We start from the raw sequence: 25,092 nt of genomic DNA on the forward strand, positions 1-25,092 counted from the left end.
ATTGATTAATATGCTTTTATTAGTAGTAGAAAGATGAAAACTCATCCATTTAAGCCAATACTTGATAGCCAGACACAAGGAATGCTGATTGGGACTTTGCCTCCCGATACTGCGCCCTTTTATTATTCGAACTCAAGGAATACAAGGCTTTGGGATTTGCTTTATTCTGTCAAGAATAATTTGAGAGAAATAACAAAAGGATCGAATGAGTTGTCTGAAAAAGAAAAAATTGATTTGCTGTATTCGATGAATTTGGGGATGTGCGATATGATTTACACATATGATCGAAAAAAAGAAAATTCAGTGCAAGACAGTGATATTATCCCAATGTCGTATCTTGATGTTGCCAAGACGATCAGAAATACCAATGTCAGCACTTTATATTTTGTGTATAAAAACTCAGCAAAATGGTTTTTGCATGCATTGAAGTCAAAAAGCCCAGTTTCTTGCAATAGTTTGCATTACGACATCAAAGATGGACATTTTGCTGATGTATGGTTGAATGATAAACCAATGCGGTGTATTTTACTGCCAAGCCCATTAAGCCGTGGTCGCAAAGGAGAAACTCTAGCGGTTAAACTTGAAGTGTATCGCAAGTTTCTACAACTTCACATTTAGTAGAGATTTTTTCATCAAATATATTTTTTAGAATGATATTTTTAATGTCTATGGCTTTCAAGCTTTGAAATTTTTCATTGCTGATAAGCACAGGCTTGTCTTTATCTGATGTCGGAGCAATACCGTGAGAGCCTTTAGCTAAACTCGCATCCAATGGTATAAAATCCATTAGCGTTCTCATTCCAATTTTTTTCTTAAGCAGTTTAATACCAATTTTAGCTTTAAGAAATTGTTGATTTTGATCAAAAAACATTTCTATTGGATCATAGCCGGGCTTTCTGTGTATATCCACTGTTTTGGCATAGTCGGGAGCGTATTGGTTATTTTCCCAGAAGTAATATGTGAACCAATGATTTTCTTCCGCTAACAATACGAGATCGCCGCTTCTCGAATGGTCAAGGCGATATTTACTTTGCTCTTTGCGATCGAGAACTCTCATGATTCCATGGATATTTTCCAATTCACTTTTAATGGAGTTTATTAGAGAAGAATCTTTGATATAGATATGGGCGATTTGGTGATCAGAAACTGCAAAAGCTTTGCTTGCTCCGGCATCCAAATACTCTTTTTGGCCTTCTTTGCGAATGGATAAAAAACCTTTTTTTCTCAATATTCGGTTAATGTGGATTGGAGAGTCGACCGGAACAATCCCATATTCTGATATAAGAATGGGTTCTACATTTCTATTCTCAAAATATTGAATAAGTTCTTTGAGCAATATATCCAGATCTTGGATATCATTCTGAACACAAGGCGAGTCAAATTCGTTTTTTTGCATGCAATAATCTAGATGAGGAATATAGACGAGTTGCAGTGTGGGTTCGAATTCATTCTCGATGATTTTTGAAGCCTCAGCGATCCATTGGCTAGATTTGATGCTGGTGTTTGGCCCCCAAAAGTCAAACAGAGGAAATACGCCTAACTTTTCTTGAAGAGTATCTCTCAGCTCAGAAGGAGAAGAATGGCAATCAGGGATTTTTCTTCCATCGGCTCTGTATTGTGGTCTGGGCGTAATCGCATAGTCAACACTAGAGTACATATTGTACCACCAGAAAGTATTCGCGCATGTGAATGAAGCATTTATCTTTTTTGCGGTTTCCCATATTTTTTCTCCTTGCACTAAGGCATTGGATTGCTTCCAAAATTGAACTTCCGATTGCTCTTTATTGTACCAGCCATTCCCAACGATGCCATGTTGGGAGGGCCATAATCCTGTAAGGTATGTGGATTGAGCACTGCAGGTGACAGCCGGAATGACAGGTACTATAGTGTTTATGGCCTTGCTTTTTGCCCATTTTGATAAAAACAATTTTTCATTTTCAAGTATCTTTTGGGTTAGCCCCACTACATTGATTAACGCAACTCTATTCATTCGCTTAATTGATTAAGTACCCATTTTAACTCTTTCGTTATCCCTTCTTGAATGGACATTTGCATGGACTGTGGCAGTACTTGCCATGTGTAGGTTTCTACTTCCAGATGATCAGCGTAGGGTTCTTTTTTCCAAAGCTTCAATGCATCGATAATATCTTCTTGAGTTGAGCTAAGAAGTCCATAATCCTCAGTGAATATAGGGACATGAAAATGCGTTTTTATTTCTTCAATTTTGTCGTTGTCAAATTGTGATAAAGCAAGTCCCAAGTCGCTGTATTTGGTAATCTTGTTTTCTTGTTTAATAACTGTTTGATGAAGGTAAATAGGTTCGTCGTAGTGCTTGAATTGGCTGATGACTGTTGAATGATTTTCATTCGACTTATTACTGAATTTTAAAGCCGAACTGATTTGAATTTTGCCAATTTTCAGTTGATGATCTTTCATGCTTTGAACGACTTTCGTTGGCGATTCATAAGCAAGGGAAAAGTGACAGATATCATAGCACAGTCTTATGTACCTACGTATATGCTGTTCTGCGATATGCTTTTCGATGTTCAGTTCTTGTGCTATCACTTCCAAGCCAAACGTCAAAAGGAATTCATTGAAGAATGAAATAAAGTCTGTGGAGTTTTCCAGCATGCCGTCGGGCTCGGGTTCGATGTCAATATGGATGCATTTGCCAGTAGCTTTCTCTAATTTATGCAGATAGATGACCAGTTGGGCAAATTGCTTGGCGGCTGTTTTTTTGACAGAAATTCTATTCTCAACACTATTGTGCCAATGGACATATGAAATTGGCGAAGTAGAAATTCCACCTTCCATGTTTTCTGGCAGCATATGCGCAAGGATAGAGCTCAGTCTTTCGGTGTATTCAAGCCGTTCAATTGTTGTCCAATCGGGTAAATGAACTTTGTCTTTTACAGTTTCAAAATGAAATTTTCCGTAAGGGAAACCATTGATAGTAAACACATATAAGTCATTTTCATACAACCAATGCTTGAATTTGCTTAGGTGATCACCTGCTAGAATATCTAGTGAAGCTTGGTGAGAAAGCCTTAAACCGATGCCGAATGGTTGATGAGGAGAAACAGATTGCTTCACATAAGGCAAGTTGTTTTTTAACTCTTCAAACGTTTCTTGCCATGTTTCTCCCGGATGCATATTGGTGCAATACGTTAGATGTGAACGATTGTTGATATTCATGGAAGTTGTTCTTGATGGATTTTTGAAAAATAGGCAGCCACTTTGTTTAGCGTATCAATATCAATTTCATTGACTTCGATACCTTTGCCGATTTCTTCAAGCAGCATGATTGTGAGTTTTCCGCCTAAATGTTCGCGAAATTCTTCCAAGCCTTTGATGATTTGCTTGTTGAATGATAGCTCATTAAAACCTTTTTCGATAAAATTATCAATGCCGGATTCAAACCCGATTTTCAGGAAACAATCAAGAATTCTATGAAAGTCTTTTTCTGAAATCAAATTAACAATAAAGGAATAACAGCTGTCTAGTATGATTCCATAAGCGACTGCTTCGCCATGTGTGATTTGATAATTACTCATTGACTCAAGCTTGTGGGCAGACCAATGGCCAAAGTCCAAGGGCCTTGAAGAGTCTTGTTCGAATGGATCTCCATAACTTGATATATGTTCAGCATGCAGTTGAGCGCATCTATATATTAGATACTCCATTGCTTGCGAATCCCTGTTTTTAAGATTTTGGGCATTTTCTTCGATCCAATCAAAAAATACAGTGTCTTTTATTAAGGCGACCTTTATGGCTTCGGAGATGCCTGATCTCCAATCTTTGTCAGTAAGCGTGCTTAGAAAGTTTGAGTCATTGATTACCGCATATGGAGTTTGAAATGTCCCAACAAAGTTCTTTTTGTTGAAATAATTGATTGACGTTTTAACGCCGACACCTGAATCGTTTTGGGAAAGGACGGTGGTTGGCACTCTGATTAAACGGATTCCCCTGTGTCCTATGGATGCAGCGAATCCTGCCATGTCTAGCACAGCTCCGCCGCCGATAGCAATGATATATGAGTGCCGATCAATGTTTTCAGAATTGATTCTTTCCAATATCGCATCGATGTATTTCATTTCATTTTTAGCGGCTTCGCCACCTTCGACGATATAAAAGCTATAACAAAGATTATTGTCTGGGAAATTGAACTTGAGGTATTCCTTGATTTTGGATTTGATCTTTTGGTGCGCATTGTATACTCCTTGATCAATTACAATGAGCACATTGACATTTGAATCATCTATTTGCAAAGTGTTGGCAAATAAGGAGTTCTCCAGACTGAAAATATCCTTGGTAAATAAGATTTTATATTCGAATGATACGTTGAATTCTTGATGTATTGATCTATTCATAAGTTGGATTAAAGGGCTTGTAATAGGTTTGTTAGCGTCTAGGTAACCGCGAATTTTTTAGCGAGGAGAAAAGATATTGGAAGCAACCCGATTAATAGGAATCCATAAGTCCAGTCCATAAAGCCGGCGACATAGATCGCATTAAGAGGAATGATAGATATCACTCCTATTTTTACTGCTTTCTTGATCTTTTCAGGATTGTTTTTTTGATACGCATTGCTTTTCGCTATTAAGTTGATTCCAAACCAGAATATAATGAAAGGCAGCGAGGTCCAGAATGTTGTTGAATGATAATAGACTATAATCAAAAGCGTTATCATTACTGCCGTATCCAGAAATATAGCGTATAGAATGGAGTTTTTATTTTTGCCCGTATTCTCTTTTTGAGCTACAAGAGTAATCGCTGCGATATAGGCTAAGGGAATAAATCCCAGAAACCAAAATTGATTCAAAGCGCTTGGGATAATGCTAATTCCTAGAAGAAGGTTGAAGGATCGGCACAAGCCCATGTTCAATGGCCCTATGACTTGATGTCTTTTGGTTAATTTGTCGTAAGACAAAGCCAAAAGCATGATGCAAATAGCGATCACTCCGCTAGTGCTGCTGGCTATGAACGCAAAGCATATTGCAAAAGAGAATAGCAAGCTTCCGAATAGCATGGCCTCTTCTAGCGAGAGCTTTCCGCTTGGAAGTATTCTTTCGGGTCTTTCGATTTTGTCAGTTTGCAAATCAAAGATATCATTGAAGACTATGCCTCCTCCATATAGCCCGATAGTGCTGGCAATCAGCAGGCAAATGTCAATGATCTGCAGACTGGTGACTTGACTTGAAAGGCTTAAGGCAATAGCCACACCAGCTAATATATCAGCGATAGCTGTTACAATATTTGCAGGTCTGGCTAATGTTAAAAAGTGTCCGATTTTTTTCATTAATTTTCAATGATATTGGAAAAAGTCTGCTTCGTGAATTCTTGTCCCCTCAATACAGTATTTCCATCCAAGAACTCTTGCTTGTCGATTTGTATATCCATCATCCAATCTGTTTCATTGAATTGGCCACTTTGGCTATATGCATCCAAAGCGTTTTGGTAACAGGTTAGTTGGACGTCTTTCTTGTCAATACCTCTTTCAAGCATGAGCGAAGCCGTCTTAGGAACTGAAAGAGGATCGCTTACACCCCAGTCCGCCGAACTGTCAACAATAATTCTTTCGGAGCCATATTGCTTGACAACTTCGACCATTCTTTCATTGCCCATTTTAGTGTTAGGGTAAATTGTGAAAGCGCACCAATAACCTCTGTCAAGCACATCTTTCACTGTTTCTTCATTGTTGTGGTCGATGATTGCCATATGAGGCTCAATGCCATGTTCTTCCAATACCGACATGCTTTTCAATGTCCCGCTTTTTTTGTCGCGATGCGGTGTGTGGACCATGACAGGGAGATTGAGTTCTTTTGCTAGTTCGATTTGCTGACGAAAATATTTGTCTTCGGCGGCAGTTTGGTCGTCATAGCCAATTTCTCCAATGGCTACCACGCCGTCTTTTACTGCGAACTGCGGAAGCATCTCCATGACTTCTTCGGCTAATGTCTCGTTGTTGGCTTCTTTGGAGTTAAGGCCTATCGTGCAGTAATGCTTGATGCCAAATTGCGAAGCTCGAAATCGTTCCCAATTGACTAATGAGCTAAAGTAATCGAAAAATGATCCCGCTGAAGTTCTGGCCTGTCCCAGCCAAAATGCAGGTTCTATAACAGCAACTATGCCTGCGGCTCTCATTCTTTCATAATCATCGGTAGTGCGAGAGACCATATGAATGTGCGGATCAATAAAATGCATGTCTTTAGGGTTTAAAAAGTGTATATTATTTTTGTATTGAAATTATTTCGTCTATACCTTCGATTTGCTCTTTAAAAGGCTCTATAAGGCTCCAAAGAGTGTCAGGGACATTTCTTCCAGCGGATTTTCTTTCCAACGCATAATCTCTTAATGAGTGTGCAAGTTTAAGGTTGTTTCTATCCTCAAGGCCGTGAATTTTGTTCAATGGCCTGTTCATGAATATGGACTTGAGTATCATCTGATTCCAAGCTGATTCATTTAGGTACAATGAAGGGTAAGGATTTGCTAAAGCCAGAGCATCGAAAGTTTCAATGACATTGGTTCTTATGCCTTCTTGAAAAACAGGCGCGCATTTTCCTTCCGTATCTATAAAATGCATGGATTGATATATGCTTGCTTGTTCTTTTACGCTGGCATAATCACAGAGGCTTTTTAGTTCGTCTTTGAGGCTGTTTTCATTTAATGAAAGCAGAAAGGCCAATCTTGAGATATTTTGATTATTCCAATTAAGTTGATTGAAGTAAGGATGTATGCTTTCTGTAAATTCTTTTTCTTTATTTTCAAAGGAGATATCTTTTTGGTTAATTCTTCTAGAGATCAAACTAAAGGAGAATTTGGATTTGCTATTTAGTCCTGTGTCGGAAACTTCTTGGCAAGTCTTTTCTAGCCAATTAAAGTTGTCAGGCTCAAGTTCTTGCTTGAGCCTATTCATACAGGTTTGGAAAAGCACTGGTTTTAATGATGATATCATATCTCTTAATCTTAGTTTAGGACAGCCAATATTTTGGTTTGGCGAGTCCATGAAAAATAAATTGTCAAAGAAGTGAGAAATAGTTCTGCTCACTAAATTTATAGAAATGCACGGCCTTAATTACGATTGCGTCTTTTGGCATGCGAATGCATTTTTTCGTTTTGACGAACTTCAAGAAGTTCTGTATCTGATAGATCGTCTTCTGTTATGAATTGAAAACTTGGGCCTGCGACATAGCCGGGATTATTTGGATCAGGCAGTGACAATAACTTGAGGCCATATAATCTGATTGAATACATAAGTCCCATGGCGTTGCTCAGTTGGTTTGGTGCGCCATTGAATGTGATGTGCAGGCAGTTTAAAAGATTAGTGTAGTAATAATTAAAAAGATTGCTGTTAGCATATGCTAATGAATTCTTTGGGTAGCCTTCCATTTTGGGATTGGCATACATGTTGGCAACTTTGCCATTGAATGGAATTGGAGGACCTGCGTATGCGTATCCCGTAGGAGCATCTTTGTCTGCAATCAGTTTGTAGCCTTTGACGATTTCTTGGAACCTGTAGTAATGAGCAGGTTCCGGGTTGATACTGGGTTGATTGTCCTCTGCCTTGATGAATGGATCAGTGGATGTTCCTTCACCTTGATCTATAATGACATCAATGGCGCGAAGGGCGGAATCCAAATCAGTGATTGCGAATAATTCATTCGCGGAAAACCATTTAGGATTGACTACTTGATGAGCTTTATCGCCACAAAATACTTTTCCCTTAGTAATATGATTCATGATAATGAGTCCTTTTTTTATCAAATCATAAAACTCTCCAATGGTAAGACTGTCTTTTTGTATCAATTCATTTAACTGTGATAGCGTATCATCGATAAAGCTGGTTTTCACACCTTTTTTTGACAGTTCCGTTTTGATAATGATAGGATCCTCAGGTTCTTCTATCACCATAAATACTTTTTCCAGCAATTCTTTCGAGAATTTTTCCAAAGGAACTATTAATCCTTCAGCCACAGTTCCCGGAAGTGGGCCAGGATATTCGGGGACAAAATCTTTTTTATTCAAGACAGGATGCCCGCCGATGGCATTTAGTAGGTTGCTGGCAATAGTCAAATGAAGCATTTCTTCAACAACGACTGATTCGATGAGCTTCGAAATCACATCATTTTGTGTATTGAATAATGTAAACTGTGCAGTTAAGTAAGGGGGGATGGTAGCATGTTCCAGCTCTATAGCGTTTTGAAGACTATGGCGAAGGAGGTGTATGATTTTTTGTTGAAGGTTTTTATCAGTTGCAAGATTCCCAAGGTCCATTCCTTTTTTGTCCAATGAAATAGCCTCAAGAAGTTTTATGTTGTTGAATTTTATATTTGAGCTCATGGTGATTCAGTTTTGTGGCAAAGGAATTTTAAGCCTTATCTTTTAGTTTTTCTAAGATGGCGTCGAGATAGTTTAAAATCATTTGAGATTTATCTCTGGACAGGTCTCTGGTTGCTGGCATGTAGTTAGGATCTGTTTTCTCTTTGGAGAACACAAACTTCAATATTTCCGCATTTTTGTCGACTACTTGTTGGCTTGCCAAATTGAATATGCCTTTGGACATCAATGGATATAGATTGGCGTACTGTTGCATTATGGGTTGCAAGTCAGCCCAAGTAGGTTTTGCGATAGTTTTTTTATCCAGTTTAGTGTAAATATGTATGCTTAGAAAGTTATTAGGATTGCATTGCGAGAACATTTGTCCTTCCAAAGCATATGAGATAGCATATAATTGTCCATCAATATAAATTCGTGGATCGCCTGGGTTAAAGGCTTGCATCTCAAGGTTAGCCTCTCCTTCGGAGTTCGTCTGGATACTGTTTGGAAAAGAGATGGCTTGAGTAGGTATGCCAAGCTCCGGTTCATTGCCTCCGCCACCGAGTATATTTGTCGTGTCGAGTTGAAAATTGACGGCTTTGTTCGCTAGCCTATTGCCTAGGCGAGTGGCAAAAAGTTTTGAAGAGTATTTCTCATCATCATTCATTCGAAATACGAAATTGTCAGCAAACACATAATCGATTTGCTCTTGGAAGACAGGAGAAATAGTAGACTCGAGGTCAAATACATTTCTTTGACTAGCATGGTAGGAGACAATCTCCAAAGGATTATCTGCGACTAGTTTGCATTCTTGTTCTGATAGGTTGAAGGTTGAAACTCCAGCATCTACTTCGTACCATTCTTTGGCTTTGTAATCGATTTTTCCTAAAAAGGTGTAGTTCGGGTTCTTGCTTGTGCCTGAGTTTACTGCTAATGCCAAGTTTTTATTTTCAACCACACCAATATCAGATACCTCTATAACGCCGCTATGTATTGTATGAACATTGCTGATTTCTTTATATCCAAACTGCAATGAATTGGCAAGATCTAAAGTTATCTTTTTTTTATCTTCTTCAAATATTGCAACTCCATAGTTGCATGTTTTTTCGAGAGGAAATAATTGCCTGCCAAGAAGGCCATGTTTGGGCTCAGAGTTTTTTGATGGACCAATAGAGCCAACAATGCGTCCATATGTGAAATCGGAAGAGGTAAAGTCTCCATTATATCTGTCGACAGTGAATTGTATGGAAAGTTCGGACTCGCTTTCAGCGTAAAGCTCTTTCAAGTATCTGGAGTTTGTGCCTTCTATATCCCATTTGATATTTTTTATCACTGATTGATAAATGGCCGCCGCGGCAGCATCGAGCTTTAAATCCGTGGATCTATTGAACCATATATTGGTAAAAGGCGCAACTTCATAATCGCCCATCATATAGTCTGTGCCGTTTTCATTTATCCTGATAACAAGTCCCCAAAGTTCGGAGACCATTTGTTGCTGAGGGTCCAAGTCGACAATTTTTCCTGCCACCTTGCTGTTAATGTCAGAGACATTCATGCCTATGATTGGATCTTCCTCTGAATTCGTGGTCGAACTGCCATCTTTGTAATATACTTTTTTGACTGTGCAATTTGATAGTTTGAAGTTGCCTGTTCCATCAGGATTCCACCAGCCGTTTGCATCTTCGTCAGTTTGATAGTCTTGATAATTAGGCTGAAAGGTTGCGTTGTTGTAATGCGTTACATCATTGTTGACGGTGGAAGGGTCTGCTTGAAACCTTCCCGAAAAAGTAAGCCTTGGCGTATTTAAGTATGACATCGCAGTGGTGTTTAAAAATGTGAAATGATAGGCTTTGCCTAAACAATATGTGTTAGATTTTTGAAAAAAAATATTACAAGCTATTACAGCAAAGAGAAGAGGGACTGTTTGGTTTTTTTTGAATCAGCTTATTTTCATGAATAAATTTAGTTTTAATTGATTAAAAAATGATTAAATATTTGTATTAGTTAATTTTATATGTTTTTGTTATTTATTTTTTGTAAATTAATGATTTGATTAAAGTGTAAATGTTAACAGGTTGAAAAGATGAAGAGAGTAGTGGTGTTTTTACTGAGTGGGCTTTGTCTTGCAGGATGTGGCAATGATCAGTGGAAGGAGAAATACCAAAGGTCGAAGGCTAATATGGATCGTTTGCAAGAGTCATTTGAAACGCTTAAGATTGAGAAAAGTAAATTGGAAAGCGAGCTTCATGAAGTCAATTTTAAAATTGCTCAACAACATGAAAATACAAATTATTCTAATGAGAATTTTCTATCTTTCATCATTCGATTTTCTGAAGACAAAGATTTTCAAAAGCAAAGAATCAAGTTTCCAATTAAGATTACCGAATCATATTTAGGGATGAATGATACAATTTATTCCGTTGGTGTTGAACAATGGAATTCTGATAAATATAAATTTCACCCTGAGGGATTTAATATCTATGATAATGAAGAGCTAAGCTTGAAAAATACAAACTTCAGAGTTCTACGTTGGCATGGAATTGAGTCTTGCGGGGATTTATGTTTTTATTTTAAAGGCTTTGAAGGAAAATGGCACCTGTATAAAGTAATCGATAGGGGTTGATTTTTTTAAATAAATTATAATTAATATGGCTAAACCGATTGATCACTGTGTTGTTTGTGAACTTTCCCAAAAGGATAAACAATTTGGTAGATCTTGTCAATTGACCAATGACAAACCTAAATTTATCCAGCATTGTGATAAAATAAATTTTGGGAAGAATGCTTTTCGTCAAATTGAGGAAGTAATATTCAAGGAAAAAATGATGAAAAATAAGAAGTTTTTAACAATTCTTAATTGCATTATTTTCTTTACTCTTGGTATGGCTTTTATTTCCATGGGCTATTTGTTGGGAGATTATATTATTTCATTAGGCGTATTTGCTAGCGCGCCTTTGGTGATTATGTTTATCGGTTTTCTTTTTTTCCCTTTGTCAGTAGGACCAGTCAGAAGTTACTTGACAGAAAATAAAATTGTTGATGATCGAAAAAAAAGAATTATGAATGTTCTAAATCTTTATCAAATGGATTATGATGCTGTTGTTGAAATTGAAAAGCAGAATCATGATTTTCTAGGTGTGAATGTTCAGATCAAATTGTTGAAAAATAATAAAGTGTATCAAGAGTACTCAAATCAATTTGAGTATAATAATAGTGAAAAAATGATCCGTAGAGATGTATTAGGTGGCTTTGTAGATCAAATATAATATAGCCAATGACTACTATTTAAGTTTTAAATCAACAGAGGTGAATTAACTATTTAATTATAGTGGTATTGAGATCGTGGTTAACGAAAAATAAAAGGTTCATACTTAGGCGCTAGATGGGAAATGCAATGTTTGAAATAAATGACGGGAAAGTTAGATTTGAGGAAGATCAGGTGCATATTGAAAACAATGAACGAAAAAAAATAATTTATTCTGTTATTCATTTTATGTTAAGAGTTTTATTCACATGGGTCAACTTTTATATTTTAGAGTTATATTCAATTAAGACTTTAGGATTGATTTTATTTTTTGCTTGTTTAAATTTAGTTGCTTTTGTATTCAGCATTTATAGAACTTCTTTTAATCGAGACTCTTGAAAGAAGAGATTTTATCCTTAGATATTGAAAAAAGTTACTGTGGCATCTTTACTCTTTATATAAAGTTGAAAAATAAAAAGTGTTGTAACGTTGACATAAAAACGGAGTCGATTGAAGAGTTTAAAAAGTTTCTTAATGAGAACTACAAGCTAACATGAAAAATGAAACTCATGAAATGCTAAAGGCGCTGTTGACAGATCCAAAAGTTGAGGAAGTCGATCATCTAAAGATATTATCCGACTTTTATTTTGAGTATAGGTCAGATAACATTGTTTTGAAACCGTTGATAAATTTTTATTTAAATGGAATGGATGATTTGCCAATTCTTTCGGACAAAGCATTTTGGAGTGAGAAAAAGTTTCATGAACAAAGAGAAGTCTTTTACAGAAATTATGATACGATGAGAGTTATTGTTGAGAAAATTTTGCTTACGTCTAAATAATTCAAACTATGAATCCCTACTTTATAAAAGTAAAATTGAATGGAGAGTCTTTAATTTTTAATTGGATATCAGATGATAATGATTATGTTGAGAATGAAAATGGCGTTTTCCTAAATTACCAAAAGGTAGCTTTTGAAGAAGTCTATGATTTTGACAACGTTTTAAAAGATTTAAAACAAAAAAGGGTAAATTGCCCAAATACTTTGAATTGTGTAAACTTAATGACTGATATGGGCCTTGATACTAAAAATCTCATTAAGGATAATACTTACAAAAAATTATTTTGGGGCTGTAATATTAAGGCCGTAACGCCAAAAGATGCGATTTATGAACCAATTTGGAATAAAAGTGAGTTTCAAGAGTTGATAGATTGCATTGAAAAGCTTAAATCTATCGAAACAAAAAAGATTAATTGAGCATTATTTTTTACTTTTTGAAACAAAGCTTGTTTTAGTTAATTCAAGGTTAAACTATTAAATTTTTTAGGGGAATAGTCTTGTTGTTTTTAACTTCATATGCAGATATGAAAAAAAAGACGACAACACTTATTTTGCTGGCAGGAACTATTTTGCTTGCCTTATCTTTTATCCAAGCTTATTTGCTTTACAATAGTTATCAATTGGAGAAGAGAATCTTTGAAAAAGAGTCTCATAATATATTGTCTCCATTATACGATATGCCCAAACTCGATAGCTTGCACGATGAGTTTAGAGATACAGTTAGATGCGAGTTGGTCCAGTTAAAAAATGGGAAGCGAACGATTGAAGTCTTGCAAGAAAGAGTAATTAAAATCGCGAAACATTTCGATACTCGTACAGACTTGATTATCAATGAGTATTTGGATAACAATGATTTCGATTATTCTTTGGAGTTGTCGAGGACCTTGGAAGGTATAGTAGTCTTTGATAATGATGAAATTGATTCTGTTTTTACTAGCGATGTGGAAAACCCTTTGATAGTGTACGGTAGTATGAAGGCTGTCGAGAATGGGACCGTGATCAATTCAACGAAGACGTCTACGAGCGGTGATGATATACACTTTGAGCTAACATATAAAGATTATAAGTGGATAAATGATCAAAACAGCATTGTGTTCAGAAGATTGTCGGGCATGTTGGTTATTACGGCTTTGATTTATCTATTCGTGATTGGACTGGCTGTTTATGCTATACGGGCTTTGATCGAAGAGAAGCGTGTGGTGAAGACGAAGACAGACTTTATTAACAATATTACTCATGAATTGAAAACGCCTCTAGCTACCTTGGGAGTAGCGAGCAAGAGCTTGAAAAATCCAAAACTTTTGGAAAACTCTCAAATGCTGGAGAACACTTTGGGAATCATGGATAGGCAAAATGAAAGATTGCAACGTTTGTTTGATCAAGTGATGCATAATGATTTTTCTGATTTACACTTGTCTAGAAAAACGAGTTTGAACGAAACATTCTTGAGAGAATTGATTGGAGATTTTAAGTTGGGAGCTGAGGATAAAATTGAGCGATTGGAATTGCAAGTCACCTTGGATAATACAGGATTTAATATTGACCGTTTTCATTTTTCCACTGCATTGCTTAATATACTGGAAAATGCAGTCAAATACTCAGATAAGAAAGCTGAAATAGATATTTTGGCGATGTCTACGGAGCGGGAAATATTGATAAGCGTCGCTGATAGAGGAAAGGGAATTAGCAAGGCAGATGCGAATCATATTTTTGATAAATATTTTAGAGCATCACAAGCCAATAGGCATGATGTGAAAGGTCTTGGCTTGGGTCTTTTTTATACAAGGCATATTATAGAAGCTCATGGGGGCTCAATACGAGTGGAAAGCAAACTTCATGAGGGAACAAAATTTTTGATAAAACTACCGATAGAAATATGAAAAGCATATTATTAGTAGAGGATGATCAGGATCTCGGAATGATCCTGCAACAATATATGAGTATAAATGACCTGGAAGTTACCTGGGTTATGAATGGCAGGGAAGCTTTGGAAATATTGGATCAAGGAACAGTTTTCGATCTTGCGGTATTGGATGTGATGATGCCCGAAATGGATGGATTTACATTAGCGGAAAAAGTTAGAGAGCGTTTTGCTTCGATGCCGTTTATTTTTTTGACAGCCAGAAAGATGAAGGAAGACATGATCAAAGGTTTACAATTAGGAGCTGATGACTATATTGTCAAACCCTTTGACGCTGATGTTTTGGTATTGAAGATAAATAATTTGTTGCATAGGTTTGATTCCATGATTCCTCAGGCTGTTAGTCATGATAAAATACAGATAGGCAAATACATTTTTGATACGAAGAATTTGCTGTTGAACTTTCAGGATGAGCAAAGGAATTTGTCGGAGCGCGAGGCTAAATTGATAAGTTTATTTGTCGCGAACAAGAACCAACTTGTCAAGCGGGAAACATTGCTTAATCATGTTTGGGGAGATGATGACTTTTTTTCAGGAAGAAGCATGGATGTGTTTGTCACTCGATTGAGAAAGTACTTTAAGAATGATGAGGCGATTAAGATCAAAAGCACTAGGGGAGTTGGTTTGACATTTTTTATAGATTCATAAAGGTTGGAAATGGATGCTTGAGTTTAGGTTTGTGTGCTTTATCATCGAACAAAAGTTAAACAAGGGTTAAAGCATTTTAATTATTGCAAGAAATAATTCATTGTTTTTACTTTTGGATATGTATTAAACAAACGAATTTGACAATGAAGAATATTAATTTAGTGTTGATCTTGGCTATCGCTAGTATTTCAATCTCTTGTGCTCAGACAAGCAAAACTCGTTCGCTTTCTTATAGTCGTAATAAAACTAAAACATCGATTTCTTCGACGAAAATTACGCAAACGGAAAATGATCAAATTTATATATTTGAATCTGATTTTTGTGCTGATAAAAATGAAAAAGTGATAGCTCTTTTGAATTCAAATTTTCCAAATGCAAAATGGGGAATTCATAGTACGACAACTTTGGAGAAAAGTGAGGGAGATTCATATAGTTATAGAGTATCTTATGAAAGCAAATGGTTGAAAATTAGAATAGATAAAAATGTTGCAAGTGAAGAAGAGCTAATTAAAATAAAGGAGTTTGCAGAAAGTATTAAGAGTTTGGTGAATAGTTGATTTTAAAAAGGAAATGTTTTGAGATGACATGACTGTATTAATTTAAGGTATTTGCATATAAATTATCTATTATTGAGAGTAGTATGTGTATTTATACTTTGTTAATTAAAAAAATAAATAATTATTTCAACTTATTGGTGATTGTCGGTGTCATTAATATGGACGATTTAATTATAATAACATGAACAAAACACTTAAAATTTTATTAACCTTTTTTTCAATGCAGTTTTTTCTGACTGCTTGTCCTCCTGTTGAAGAGTCTATTTATTACTATGAATATAGCTCTATTGAGTTGAAATCATATCATATTGATAATGATTCAATAGCCTTGGAGAATGTTGCTAACCAAAAAGCTTTAATGCTAGACTTTAAATTTAATTTAAAAGAATCTTTGGCAGATACATATTCAAATAAATCATTTATTAATAATTTCCTTTTTCAATCAGCTTTAGCTTGGTCCCGTCGCGAAAGTCGTCATATTATAACTGATCCTATTGAAAGGATCGATATTATTGCTATAGCTGAAGATGGTAGTTCTAAAGCATTAAATGATTATTTAAGTGTCTTATATAAGCAAGAATCCATAGAACTTGATAAGTGGTTGGAAATGCTTAATTATCAAGTGGCAGAAGAGTATTTTAGGAGAAATGATTTAGGTTATTTAGTTTTGTTGTTTGATGATACAGATATAAAACGAATAAAAGTTAATGTAGTCTTAGAGTCCGGTAAATTATTGACCGATTCTATTGATGCAGATATAATCTAAAGGATTTTCTTTTGCAATAAGTGAATTTAAATAATTTTAACAAGAATGTTTTAACATAGATTTAATTTAAATCTGTGTTAAAACTTCCAATATTTCACTCGGTTCAGCTCTTTCTCTATAATCCTCGGGAACAAAAGCATATCTGATGACTCCTTCTTGATCTATAACAAATGTTGCTGGCATAGGAAGCGTATGGCTATTGTCTCCATTGCTTCTTTCTAGGTTAATGCCAAATGTGCTGTATGCCTCAATCAGCTCATCGGGCAATTTGAAAACCAAACCGTATTCTTTGGAAATTTTATTGCCTAGGTCGCTAAGGATTTCAAATTTAAGTTGATGCTTTTCTATTAATGTCAAGCTGTTGTCTGGTAGCTCGGGGCTAATTGCGATTAAGGTGGCTCCGTTTTTTTTAATCTCAGGCAATGCTTCTTGTAAAGCTTTTAATTCAAGGTTGCAATACGGACACCATGAACCTCTATAAAAGCTAAGAACAACCGGGCCCTTTTTAAGCTCCTCCAAAAGTGATACTTTATTTCCATATAAATTGTTGAGTATGATGGCTCGAGCTGTATCACCAACTTTCAACGCATTTTTGGCAATATGAGCAGTTTTTAATTCATCGGTAGCTTTTTGCATGGTCTTGAGAGCTTCCGCTGAAATTCTTTCACCGCTTTTATTTTTTACTTCTGTGAGTTGTTCTTTTAATGTTTGCATTTGAATGAGTTTGTTTAAACCTTAGTCGTGCTTGTTCAATTAAACTTGCATAAAGGGGATAGGTTTGTAAAAGCTTCTTGAAAGGAATCATTTTGAATTTAAATGATTTTACATATATTTTAATTTGAATTGTAATAATTTATTTCCTTAATGTTTTAATATATATGAAAAATGTATGGTTTACTGTTCGTTTGATGCAATTGAGTGCGATTTTTTTATTCTATGGATGCAATGTAAATAGCGAGTTGAAAAGATTGGAGGCTGGCTATGACAATAAAATAAATTTAATTCAAGAGATGGATAGGTTTGAGGCTAAGCTAATAACATTAGGAGAGTTGGACCCAAATTTTGATTATAAGGAGAACTTTTTTCGATCATATTCTATGATTGAAATCTCTCATGATTCTATAATGTTTGATAATTACTTGCCTCGTGGAGAGTATTTAAAATGCTTGGAAAATATAGATGTCAATAAAATGAATAGTAAAGCGTATAAATACTATTATCTAACAGGCCTTTATTTGAAAATTCAAAGTAGACTATTAGCTTCTATAAATGTAAAGATTGATGAGAATTCGGATATATGGATAAATGATAAATTATGCCAACTAGATTCATTTGCTATAGAGTATGAGGTAAGTAAGCAAAAATTGGTATCACAAAATATTCCTGCAGAGGATATTACGATACAAGTGCATATAGATTCGAATGTGAAGATGGGTGTAGTAAATGATATTCAGAATCTACTGAAGGATTTGAAAAAATAAGTGATGTAAAGGGAATTGTTCCTCTTGTTTGAAAGAGGAACAAACTATTATGCTAGCTTCACTTGCAATGCTCTAATCCCTTTAGGCGTTTTTTCTTTTTGAAATTTGACTTTATCGCCTTGTTTGATGCGGTCCACGCATTCATTAATGTGCACAAAAACAGAATCTCTTTGGTCTTTCTCTCTTATGAAGCCAAAGCCTTTGGAGCTTTCGAATTTATCAACAATGCCGATGAACAGTTCGTCATCTTCTTCCATTGCTTCTCTTTTTGGAACTCCTAGCTCAATGCTTTCTGCTTTAATTTCTTTTTTCTGTGTAAGATCCGGAGGTGTAGAAGTTAAGTTGCCATTTTCATCCACATATACGATCATGTCGTCAAAGGATTTCTTTTGCTTGGCTTCTTTGCGTTCTTGCTTCTTTTCCAGCTTTTCTTTGCGTTTTTTTTCTTTTTTGTTTCTTACTTCTTTTTTACTAAATGTTTCTCGGGATCTACTCATTCAAGTTGTTTTTATTGATAAATTGGTTTAGGTGACTGCTAGTTATATTTAGAAAATAGATTCTTCTTAACTTAAGCCAAGCTATATGAATTTGTTATTAACTTCTTGGTTTTGATTCGTTGACAACCATATTTCTGTTTTCAAGAGTCGCTCCATTCAGGCTTTCAACAGCTTCCGAAGCTTCTTTATTATCAGGCATAGTCACAAATCCGAAACCTTTGCTTCTGCCTGTTTCACGGTCAGTTATGATTTTAGTTTCGTCTACTGTGCCATATTCCTCAAAAACTTCTCTCAAATCATTCTCATCGATTTTGTAATTGAGATTGCCTACGTAAATATTCATAATATTGAATTTATATAAATGAACAGGTTTGCAAATAATAGCGAAGACAGAATGATAATACGGATTAATACCTTACCATCATCGATGCTTTTTGCAAGCCGCTTGTTAATTACTTTTTCGAATCTAGAGAAAAAACAGGCAGCTGTTAATATGGTGAGATATAAATAGATGTAGTAAGTTTCTATAGATAGGAATACAAAGGTAGTTTATTTTTTTATAATGAGCTGTATTAGAGTTTATTTATTTCTAAAATGAATTGCGGAGAATCTTGGTACATTATTTCCTATTTCATTAAAAAATTAGAATAATCATGAAAATATTTGATATAAATTTTGTTTGAGAGGAATGGTATGAAAAAAGAGGTAGCGAATAAGCTACCTCTTTTATGCATTATGAGATTATTGGATAATAATCTTTTGGCTTCTTGATATGCCCTTCTTGTCAGTAATATGGATTAGATATAGCCCTGAAGGAATATGAGATATATTTACTGTATTTTCTTCAATACTTTGTCTAAGCACTATTATGCCTGTTAATTCGCTGATGATTATTTCCCTGATTTCAACTCCCTCGAATTTCAAGAAATCTTCAGCAGGATTAGGGTAAATATTAACGGTTTGCTCATCGCTTTCTACACCAGAGATGAATTGTTCGGACTTAAGTTTATTAGATGATATAGATTCTATGGGGTTGCATGAGCTTATAGAATAAATTACATCGGCATCTTCAATCCAAGCTTTGTTGCCTCCATTTATTGGTAGGTTTTGATTGGCAAGATCAGCAGTGTTTTGATCGTTTACTTGGATGCAAGCAAAGTTGTTCTGAGCACCATTGAAGTTTCTGAGAGCAGTGTTATTGCTAAGATCTAAGCTGTCTAATTTATTGTTCTTGCAATAGAAGTTTTTTAGCTCTGTATTCTCATTCAGGTTAAGACTAGTAAGCGCATTGTTAATACAGTTCAAGGTTACAAGTTTAGGATTCCTTGTTACCACGATATTCTCAAGTTTATTGTTTTTGCAGTTGATTTCTATTAATTCTGGGTTGTCCAATGTTAAACTTGTAAGTTGGTTGTCCCAGATTTTTAATCTATTCAACATTTGATTTTGAGTAACATCCAAGGTAGAGATGGAGTTGTTATTGGCTTTTAATACCTTAAGAGCGGCAAAGTCTTCCAATCCTGTCAAATCTGATATTTCTCTATTCGACACATCCAAACTTGTGATGTCTGATATTGATTGTGTCAGAACTTTTCCATCTACCTTGTAATCATAGCCAAGGTCAATTAGAGCAGTCTCAAAATTAACATCAGGAATAAGCGTATATTCTTGTTCCGGACAAGGCGTGTTCGAATAAAGAACTTCGCTGTCTTCTCTCCATGATTCCCAACCACCGTTAATAGTTTGATTGTTATTTGCGTCTTCTGCTATTGTTTTACTAGAGACTTGAATGCATTGTAGTAAGTTTTCATAGCAGCTTAGCCCGTAGATAAAGTCTTGATTGCTTATATCAAGCATTGTCAAGAAGTTTGAATGACAGTAAAGCTCTTGAAGGAAGATCGCTTGGCTAATGTTTAGCTCTGACAATAGATTATCGCTGCACACTAATCGAGTTAAAGACAAATTATTGCCTAGATTCAAGTCCTTTAATTGATTGGAGTGACAGAAAACTTCCTCTAATAATGAGTTATGCATTAGATTTAATGAATCCAAAACGTTGTTTTGACAATGTAGGATTTCCAAGTTGGCGTTTTGGCTAATATCCAAACGGATGATATTATTATCTTGACAATTCAAGTTGGCTAATGCGATATTGTTTTCCAGATTAAGTTCTTGGATTTGGTTGTTACGCACATTCAATGTTTCAAGCGATAAAAATCCTTCAATACCAGTAAGATCTGAAATGCCTTTATAGGAAAGGTCAATGTTTTCGATAGACAATACTCGATTGGAAACAACTTGTTGGTCAATTACATCATCATATCCTAGATCGATTAAAGCTTGCTCAAAGTTTGGATCAGGAATACTAATGTAAGCAATTTCATCACATGATACAGCCGAATAGAATGTATCCTCATCTTCAATCCAATCAGAACCTCCTTCAATTACAGCTTCGTCATTATTGGCAAGTTGGGCAATGGTATTATTTGCCACATAAATGCAAGCAAGTTGATTTGAATCTGATTGAAGTACCTTTAGTTTATCGTTATTGCTAAGATTTAAACTTGTCAACTGGTTGTTTGAGCAGTATAAATCTGTCAGGTTTGTATTGTTTGAAAGATTTAATGACGTTAGCTCATTATTTTTGCAGTATAGAACATTAAGCGATTCAAAGTCCTCAATACCCGTTAGATCTTTTATGCCTTTATTCGATAGATTGATTGATGAAATTCCTGATATTGAAGAGGAAAGAACTTCTCCATCCAGAACATTATCATAACCTAAATTAATAAGTTCGTTTTCAAAATTATTGTCAGGAATCTGAGTAATCGGAAGATCATCACAAGGAATGATTGAATATAGAACTCCAAGATCTTCAAGCCAAGGATCATCAGCTCCGTTGATAGGTTGATCATTATTGGCTAAATCAGCGACTTCTTGTTTGCCTACTTGAATACAGTTTAAATTATTTCTTTCGCAAGTAAAATTAACAAGATATAAGTTTTGACTGATATTGATTGATGACAAGTTATTTTCACTGCAGTATAGCCATTCTAAATCTGTATTGTTGGTAAGCTCTATGTTTGTTAATAAGTTGTTGTTGCAGTTTATGCCTTCTAACTGATTCGCAGTTGACAGATCAAGTGTTGAGATTTGGTTATCGTTGCACCAAATTGTTTCTAAACTTGTGTTGTTGCTAATATTCAATTGGGTTAACTCATTATTAGAGCAATCCAAAGAGCGAAGTTCTTCAAGTGAATCAATATGAATAAGAGTCAACTGGTTGTTATTACAAAACAGGACTTCTAATGCTGTAAAATATTCAATACCAGATAGGTCAGCAATATTTTTTCCATTAACATTTAGTTCAGTTAATGTATCGATTTTCGCTGTTAAGACAGCACCGTCTATGAAATTATCATAACCTAGATCTATTAATGCTTGCTCGAAATTGCTGTCGGGAATGAGTGTCATTGGAAGTTGATTACATGGAATGGCTGAATAAATTGTTCCTTCATTTTCTACCCAAGCATTCGCTCCTTCGTTGATGATTTCATTGTTATTAGCTAAACGGGCTATTTCTTCATTAGCGACAGTAATGCAGTTAAGGCTATTGAATCTAGTATCTAGACTTTGAAGTTTGTCAAGCTGGCTTAAATCTAGATAGTTAAGGTTGTTGCCATATAAGTTAACATATTCTAATTCTGTATTATGACTTAAATCTATTGAATCAAGCTCATTATAATATACTCTAAGCGACTTTAAGTTGGTATTGAATCTCAGATCAATATTTCTTATGTAATTATGTGAACAGTTAAGCGATTCAAGTGAAGTGAAATCTTCTATACCTTGCAAGCTTACGATTCTACTATTAAATAAGTTAAGTGATGTTAACGATGATATTCTTTGTGTTATAACTTGTCCATCTTTGATATTGTCATATCCTAAACTGATTAACTTGGTTTCGAAGTTTGTGTCAGGAATTTCAGTGTAAGCTTGCTCCTCACACGGCGTTGCTGAATAAACTACGCTTAGGTCCTCATTCCAATTATCAGGGCTAACATCAATCGAAGTGTTTTCCTCATCAGCAATTTCTTGAGTTGCTACCAATACACAATTCAAGTCGTTATTTGAGCAGTTAAATGAATTAAGGTTTGGGTTTTTACTGATATCCAGTTTAGATAAGTTATTTTTATTACATAAAAGTTCTAGCAAGGTTGATGTCTCTGGCAGTTTTAAGCTATCTAAATTATTGTTGTCACATCTAACGTGAGTCAAGTTTGTATTTTTGCTAAGGTCTAGTCCTTTTAATATATTTTGAGAGAAATATAAGTTTCTTAATGATTTGAAATCTTCTATTCCTGTAGCATCCTCAATTCCATGTCTTGAGCTTATGCTTAAATAAGTTTCGTTAGAAATATTTTGAGTAAGCACTTTGCCATCCACAATAGCGTCATGACCTAATTCAATCAAAGCTCTTTCAAAGTTAGGGTCTGGAATTATGGTTTGCTCTAAATTTTCACAAGATTCAATTGTGTAGATGACACCATTATCTTCTGACCAAGGATTGCCATTGTTAATAGAGCGATTATTATTAGCTAAACTTGCGATGTATGCAGAGGCTACTTTTATGCAGTAAAGTAAGTTATTAGTACATGATAATCCACTTAGATTTAAATTCTTGCTAATATCTAATTTTGTTAAATTATTTTCTCCACATATTAAATTAATTAATTTGTCATTTTTTGAAACATCTAACTCTACAAGTGAATTTTTGTGGCAATAAATATATTCGAGTTCTTTATTATTTGTAAAATCTAAGCTAGATAAATTGTTTGATCGGCAATCTATAGTATATAATTTAAGGTTATTATTTACATTTAAAGAATCTAATTGGTTGTTGCCACATCTGAAATGTTTTAGTTCTGACAGGTTTTCTAAATTGATATCTTTTAGTTGGTTTTCAGAGATATAAAGAATACTGATTTTAGAATTACCTGTTAGGTCTAAAGAGGTTATTTGATTACCTGTAGCATCTAAATAGTCGAGTTCTATGTTATTCTCTATATCTAGAGAAGTGATGCTATTATTTTCACATTTAAGAGTAGTTAACGCAATATTTTGCTCTAAATTTAAGTTAGCTAATTGATTGTTTTGACAAGATAGGTAGTTGAGTTTTTTGTTTTCAGATAAATCTAAGGATTTAATATCATTATGAGAGCAATCAAGGGATGATAAATTAATAAAAGATTCTATGCCAGCTAAGGAACTGATTCCTTTATTTTTGATGTCTAAGTTTTGGATTTTTTTTGCTGCTTCATTAACAATGTACCCATCTTTAATAGGATCATGGCCAGCGTCGATTAGAGCTTGTTCAAAGTTCTCATCAGGAATTTCAATAGTTTCTAATGCATCACAAGGTGTTGTTGAGTAGTAAACACCGCCATCTTCTATCCACGGTTCTCCGCCGTTGATTTTATAATTATCATTTGCATAATCTGCAGTGTGCTGGTCAACCACTTGAACGCAATAAAGACTATTCATTGAACAGTTCAAATTTTTAAGCAGTGACTGATTAACTAAGTTTAGTTGGGTTAGTTTATTGTTGTTTATGCCAATAACTTCTAATTCCAGATTGTTCTCAAAATTCAAACTTGAAATATTGTTTTGTGAAGCATAAAATATTCTAAGATATGTATTATGAGTTAAATCTAAACTATCGATATTATTATTGGCACAATTAATATAGCTTAAATTTTCCAGCAAGCTTAAGTCAATATCTGTTAGCTGATTGTTAAAGCAAACAAGCGAGTTAAGCTTTATATTTTTACTAATATTGATGGTCTGGATAGCGTTATTTGAGATGTCTAATGATTGTAGATTCACAAAAGCTTCAATTCCAGTGATATCACTTATTTGTTTGTTTTTGACAAGAAGGGAGCTGATGTTTTGTACAGCCTCATTGATGATAGAGCCGTCTATTTTTGAGTCATACCCATTGTCTATTAATGCTTGCTCAAACTTTTCGTCTATAATGGCAGTCATTTCTAATTGATCAAATGGCGTTGTGGTGTAGTAAACACCTTTGTCTTCAACCCAATCATTACCACCATTGACAGATCTATTAGTATTAGCAGAATAGGCTATAGTTTGATTGGGAACTTGAATGCTGATTATATCATTGTTGATGCAATATAGATTTTGAAGAGAAGTTTGATTGCTTAAATCAAGTTGACTTAATGTGTTATTTTGACATTGCAATGATTTTAGCTTTGTAAGATTATTAAGGTTCAATTCGTTTAATTGATTGTGTCCAATAGCTAAGTAATCGATATTACTCGTTTCACCAAACTCGATATATGTTAGCTTATTATTATATGCATTAAGTGTGGTAAGGTTTTGATTATTGCTTAAGTTTAAACTATCAATATTATTTTCACTACAGTTTATATAAGCCAATTTTTCATTTTGACTTAGATTGAGCTTAGTTAGTTGATTTTGGAAGCAAGTTAAGTTCACTAAGTTGGTGAAACCTTCTATTCCTGTAAGGTCAGAAATATTTTTGTTACGGATATCAAGAGAATAGAGAGATGAAATAGACGCGGTATTTACCTCTCCGTCTAATGTGCTGTCATATCCGAGATCAATTAATGCTTGTTCAAAGTTAGGATCTGGAATCTTTGTGATTTGCGCATGGGAGGCAAATGAAATCGCTAATAGTATAGCAATTGTTAAAATTTTGTTCATTTTTTTGTTTTTTGTAATTGTTTGTTTTTTATAATTGCATAAAAATATAATTATTAGATTAAAAAAATAAATATA

Annotated in this window: 22 protein-coding genes; 10 read left to right on the plus strand and 12 right to left on the minus strand. The window is 34.7% G+C overall.

Annotation, left to right across the window (positions count from 1 at the left end):
- Nucleotides 1-33: 33 nt before the first annotated feature.
- On the plus strand, nucleotides 34-618 hold the full coding sequence (locus AABK36_RS20345; protein WP_309940649.1) for a uracil-DNA glycosylase family protein: 585 nt from the start codon (nucleotides 34-36) through the stop codon (nucleotides 616-618).
- Here AABK36_RS20345 and AABK36_RS20350 read toward each other — a convergent pair.
- From AABK36_RS20350 to AABK36_RS20385, 8 genes are all read right to left on the minus strand, one after another.
- Nucleotides 575-1,990: an alkaline phosphatase family protein gene (locus AABK36_RS20350; RefSeq protein WP_309940648.1), complete on the minus strand. Its 1,416-nt coding sequence runs from the start codon at nucleotides 1,988-1,990 to the stop codon at nucleotides 575-577. The genes AABK36_RS20345 and AABK36_RS20350 overlap by 44 nt on opposite strands.
- Nucleotides 1,987-3,195 (minus strand): metabolite traffic protein EboE, encoded by a 1,209-nt coding sequence (eboE, locus tag AABK36_RS20355; protein ID WP_309940647.1) that lies wholly within the window; start codon nucleotides 3,193-3,195, stop codon nucleotides 1,987-1,989. The genes AABK36_RS20350 and eboE overlap by 4 nt, the downstream gene beginning before the upstream one ends.
- Complete coding sequence (locus AABK36_RS20360) at nucleotides 3,192-4,370, minus strand: 3-dehydroquinate synthase (RefSeq protein ID WP_309940646.1); 1,179 nt, start codon at nucleotides 4,368-4,370, stop codon at nucleotides 3,192-3,194. Before AABK36_RS20360 ends, eboE begins: the two co-directional genes overlap by 4 nt.
- Nucleotides 4,371-4,408: 38 nt before the next feature.
- The gene (gene eboC, locus AABK36_RS20365) at nucleotides 4,409-5,299 is read right to left on the minus strand and encodes a UbiA-like protein EboC (RefSeq protein ID WP_309940645.1); all 891 of its coding nucleotides are present in this window, start codon (nucleotides 5,297-5,299) and stop codon (nucleotides 4,409-4,411) included.
- Nucleotides 5,299-6,204, minus strand: coding sequence for a TatD family hydrolase (locus tag AABK36_RS20370; RefSeq protein WP_309940641.1), 906 nt, complete (start codon nucleotides 6,202-6,204; stop codon nucleotides 5,299-5,301). Before AABK36_RS20370 ends, eboC begins: the two co-directional genes overlap by 1 nt.
- 25 nt (nucleotides 6,205-6,229) lie before the next feature.
- Entirely contained in the window at nucleotides 6,230-6,916 is a 687-nt protein-coding gene (locus tag AABK36_RS20375) for an EboA domain-containing protein (protein ID WP_338390339.1), read from the minus strand.
- Between the two features lie 155 nt (nucleotides 6,917-7,071).
- On the minus strand, nucleotides 7,072-8,340 hold the full coding sequence (locus AABK36_RS20380) for a ferritin-like domain-containing protein (protein WP_309940635.1): 1,269 nt from the start codon (nucleotides 8,338-8,340) through the stop codon (nucleotides 7,072-7,074).
- Nucleotides 8,341-8,368: 28 nt separating this feature from the next.
- Complete coding sequence (locus tag AABK36_RS20385) at nucleotides 8,369-10,132, minus strand: hypothetical protein (RefSeq protein ID WP_309940633.1); 1,764 nt, start codon at nucleotides 10,130-10,132, stop codon at nucleotides 8,369-8,371.
- Nucleotides 10,133-10,399: 267 nt separating this feature from the next.
- On the opposite strand from AABK36_RS20385, the gene AABK36_RS20390 reads away from it, so the two are divergent.
- The 8 genes from AABK36_RS20390 to AABK36_RS20425 all read left to right on the plus strand — a co-directional run bounded on the left by AABK36_RS20390 (nucleotide 10,400) and on the right by AABK36_RS20425 (nucleotide 16,292).
- Entirely contained in the window at nucleotides 10,400-10,939 is a 540-nt protein-coding gene (locus AABK36_RS20390) for a DUF4348 domain-containing protein (protein ID WP_309940632.1), read from the plus strand.
- Between the two features lie 25 nt (nucleotides 10,940-10,964).
- Complete coding sequence (locus AABK36_RS20395) at nucleotides 10,965-11,582, plus strand: hypothetical protein (RefSeq protein ID WP_309940631.1); 618 nt, start codon at nucleotides 10,965-10,967, stop codon at nucleotides 11,580-11,582.
- Nucleotides 11,583-12,113: 531 nt separating this feature from the next.
- Nucleotides 12,114-12,401, plus strand: coding sequence for a hypothetical protein (locus AABK36_RS20400; RefSeq protein WP_309940630.1), 288 nt, complete (start codon nucleotides 12,114-12,116; stop codon nucleotides 12,399-12,401).
- Nucleotides 12,402-12,409: 8 nt separating this feature from the next.
- Nucleotides 12,410-12,817: a hypothetical protein gene (locus AABK36_RS20405; RefSeq protein ID WP_309940628.1), complete on the plus strand. Its 408-nt coding sequence runs from the start codon at nucleotides 12,410-12,412 to the stop codon at nucleotides 12,815-12,817.
- A 107-nt stretch (nucleotides 12,818-12,924) separates the two neighbouring features.
- The gene (locus tag AABK36_RS20410; RefSeq protein WP_309940626.1) at nucleotides 12,925-14,280 is read left to right on the plus strand and encodes a sensor histidine kinase; all 1,356 of its coding nucleotides are present in this window, start codon (nucleotides 12,925-12,927) and stop codon (nucleotides 14,278-14,280) included.
- On the plus strand, nucleotides 14,277-14,969 hold the full coding sequence (locus AABK36_RS20415) for a response regulator transcription factor (protein WP_309940624.1): 693 nt from the start codon (nucleotides 14,277-14,279) through the stop codon (nucleotides 14,967-14,969). Before AABK36_RS20410 ends, AABK36_RS20415 begins: the two co-directional genes overlap by 4 nt.
- Before the next feature lie 143 nt (nucleotides 14,970-15,112).
- Nucleotides 15,113-15,526, plus strand: coding sequence for a hypothetical protein (locus AABK36_RS20420; protein WP_309940621.1), 414 nt, complete (start codon nucleotides 15,113-15,115; stop codon nucleotides 15,524-15,526).
- A gap of 181 nt (nucleotides 15,527-15,707) precedes the next feature.
- Nucleotides 15,708-16,292 carry a hypothetical protein gene (locus AABK36_RS20425; protein ID WP_309940619.1) on the plus strand — a complete coding sequence of 195 codons (585 nt, stop codon included), beginning with the start codon at nucleotides 15,708-15,710 and terminating at the stop codon, nucleotides 16,290-16,292.
- Nucleotides 16,293-16,358: 66 nt separating this feature from the next.
- On the opposite strand, the gene AABK36_RS20430 is transcribed toward AABK36_RS20425, so the two are convergent.
- Nucleotides 16,359-17,006: a peroxiredoxin-like family protein gene (locus tag AABK36_RS20430; RefSeq protein WP_309940617.1), complete on the minus strand. Its 648-nt coding sequence runs from the start codon at nucleotides 17,004-17,006 to the stop codon at nucleotides 16,359-16,361.
- A gap of 164 nt (nucleotides 17,007-17,170) precedes the next feature.
- On the opposite strand from AABK36_RS20430, the gene AABK36_RS20435 reads away from it, so the two are divergent.
- Nucleotides 17,171-17,773: a hypothetical protein gene (locus AABK36_RS20435; RefSeq protein WP_309940614.1), complete on the plus strand. Its 603-nt coding sequence runs from the start codon at nucleotides 17,171-17,173 to the stop codon at nucleotides 17,771-17,773.
- Between the two features lie 47 nt (nucleotides 17,774-17,820).
- On the opposite strand, the gene AABK36_RS20440 is transcribed toward AABK36_RS20435, so the two are convergent.
- The 3 genes from AABK36_RS20440 to AABK36_RS20450 form a co-directional block, all read right to left on the minus strand.
- Nucleotides 17,821-18,270 (minus strand): cold-shock protein, encoded by a 450-nt coding sequence (locus tag AABK36_RS20440; protein WP_309940611.1) that lies wholly within the window; start codon nucleotides 18,268-18,270, stop codon nucleotides 17,821-17,823.
- A gap of 97 nt (nucleotides 18,271-18,367) precedes the next feature.
- A complete protein-coding gene (locus AABK36_RS20445) occupies nucleotides 18,368-18,613 on the minus strand; it encodes an RNA recognition motif domain-containing protein (RefSeq protein WP_309940610.1) in 246 nt (81 codons plus the stop codon).
- A 398-nt stretch (nucleotides 18,614-19,011) separates the two neighbouring features.
- On the minus strand, nucleotides 19,012-25,017 hold the full coding sequence (locus AABK36_RS20450) for a T9SS type A sorting domain-containing protein (protein WP_309940609.1): 6,006 nt from the start codon (nucleotides 25,015-25,017) through the stop codon (nucleotides 19,012-19,014).
- Between the last annotated feature and the right edge of the window lie 75 nt (nucleotides 25,018-25,092).

This window comes from Aureibacter tunicatorum, assembly GCF_036492635.1.
GTDB classification, from domain to species: Bacteria; Bacteroidota; Bacteroidia; order Cytophagales; family Cyclobacteriaceae; genus Aureibacter; species Aureibacter tunicatorum.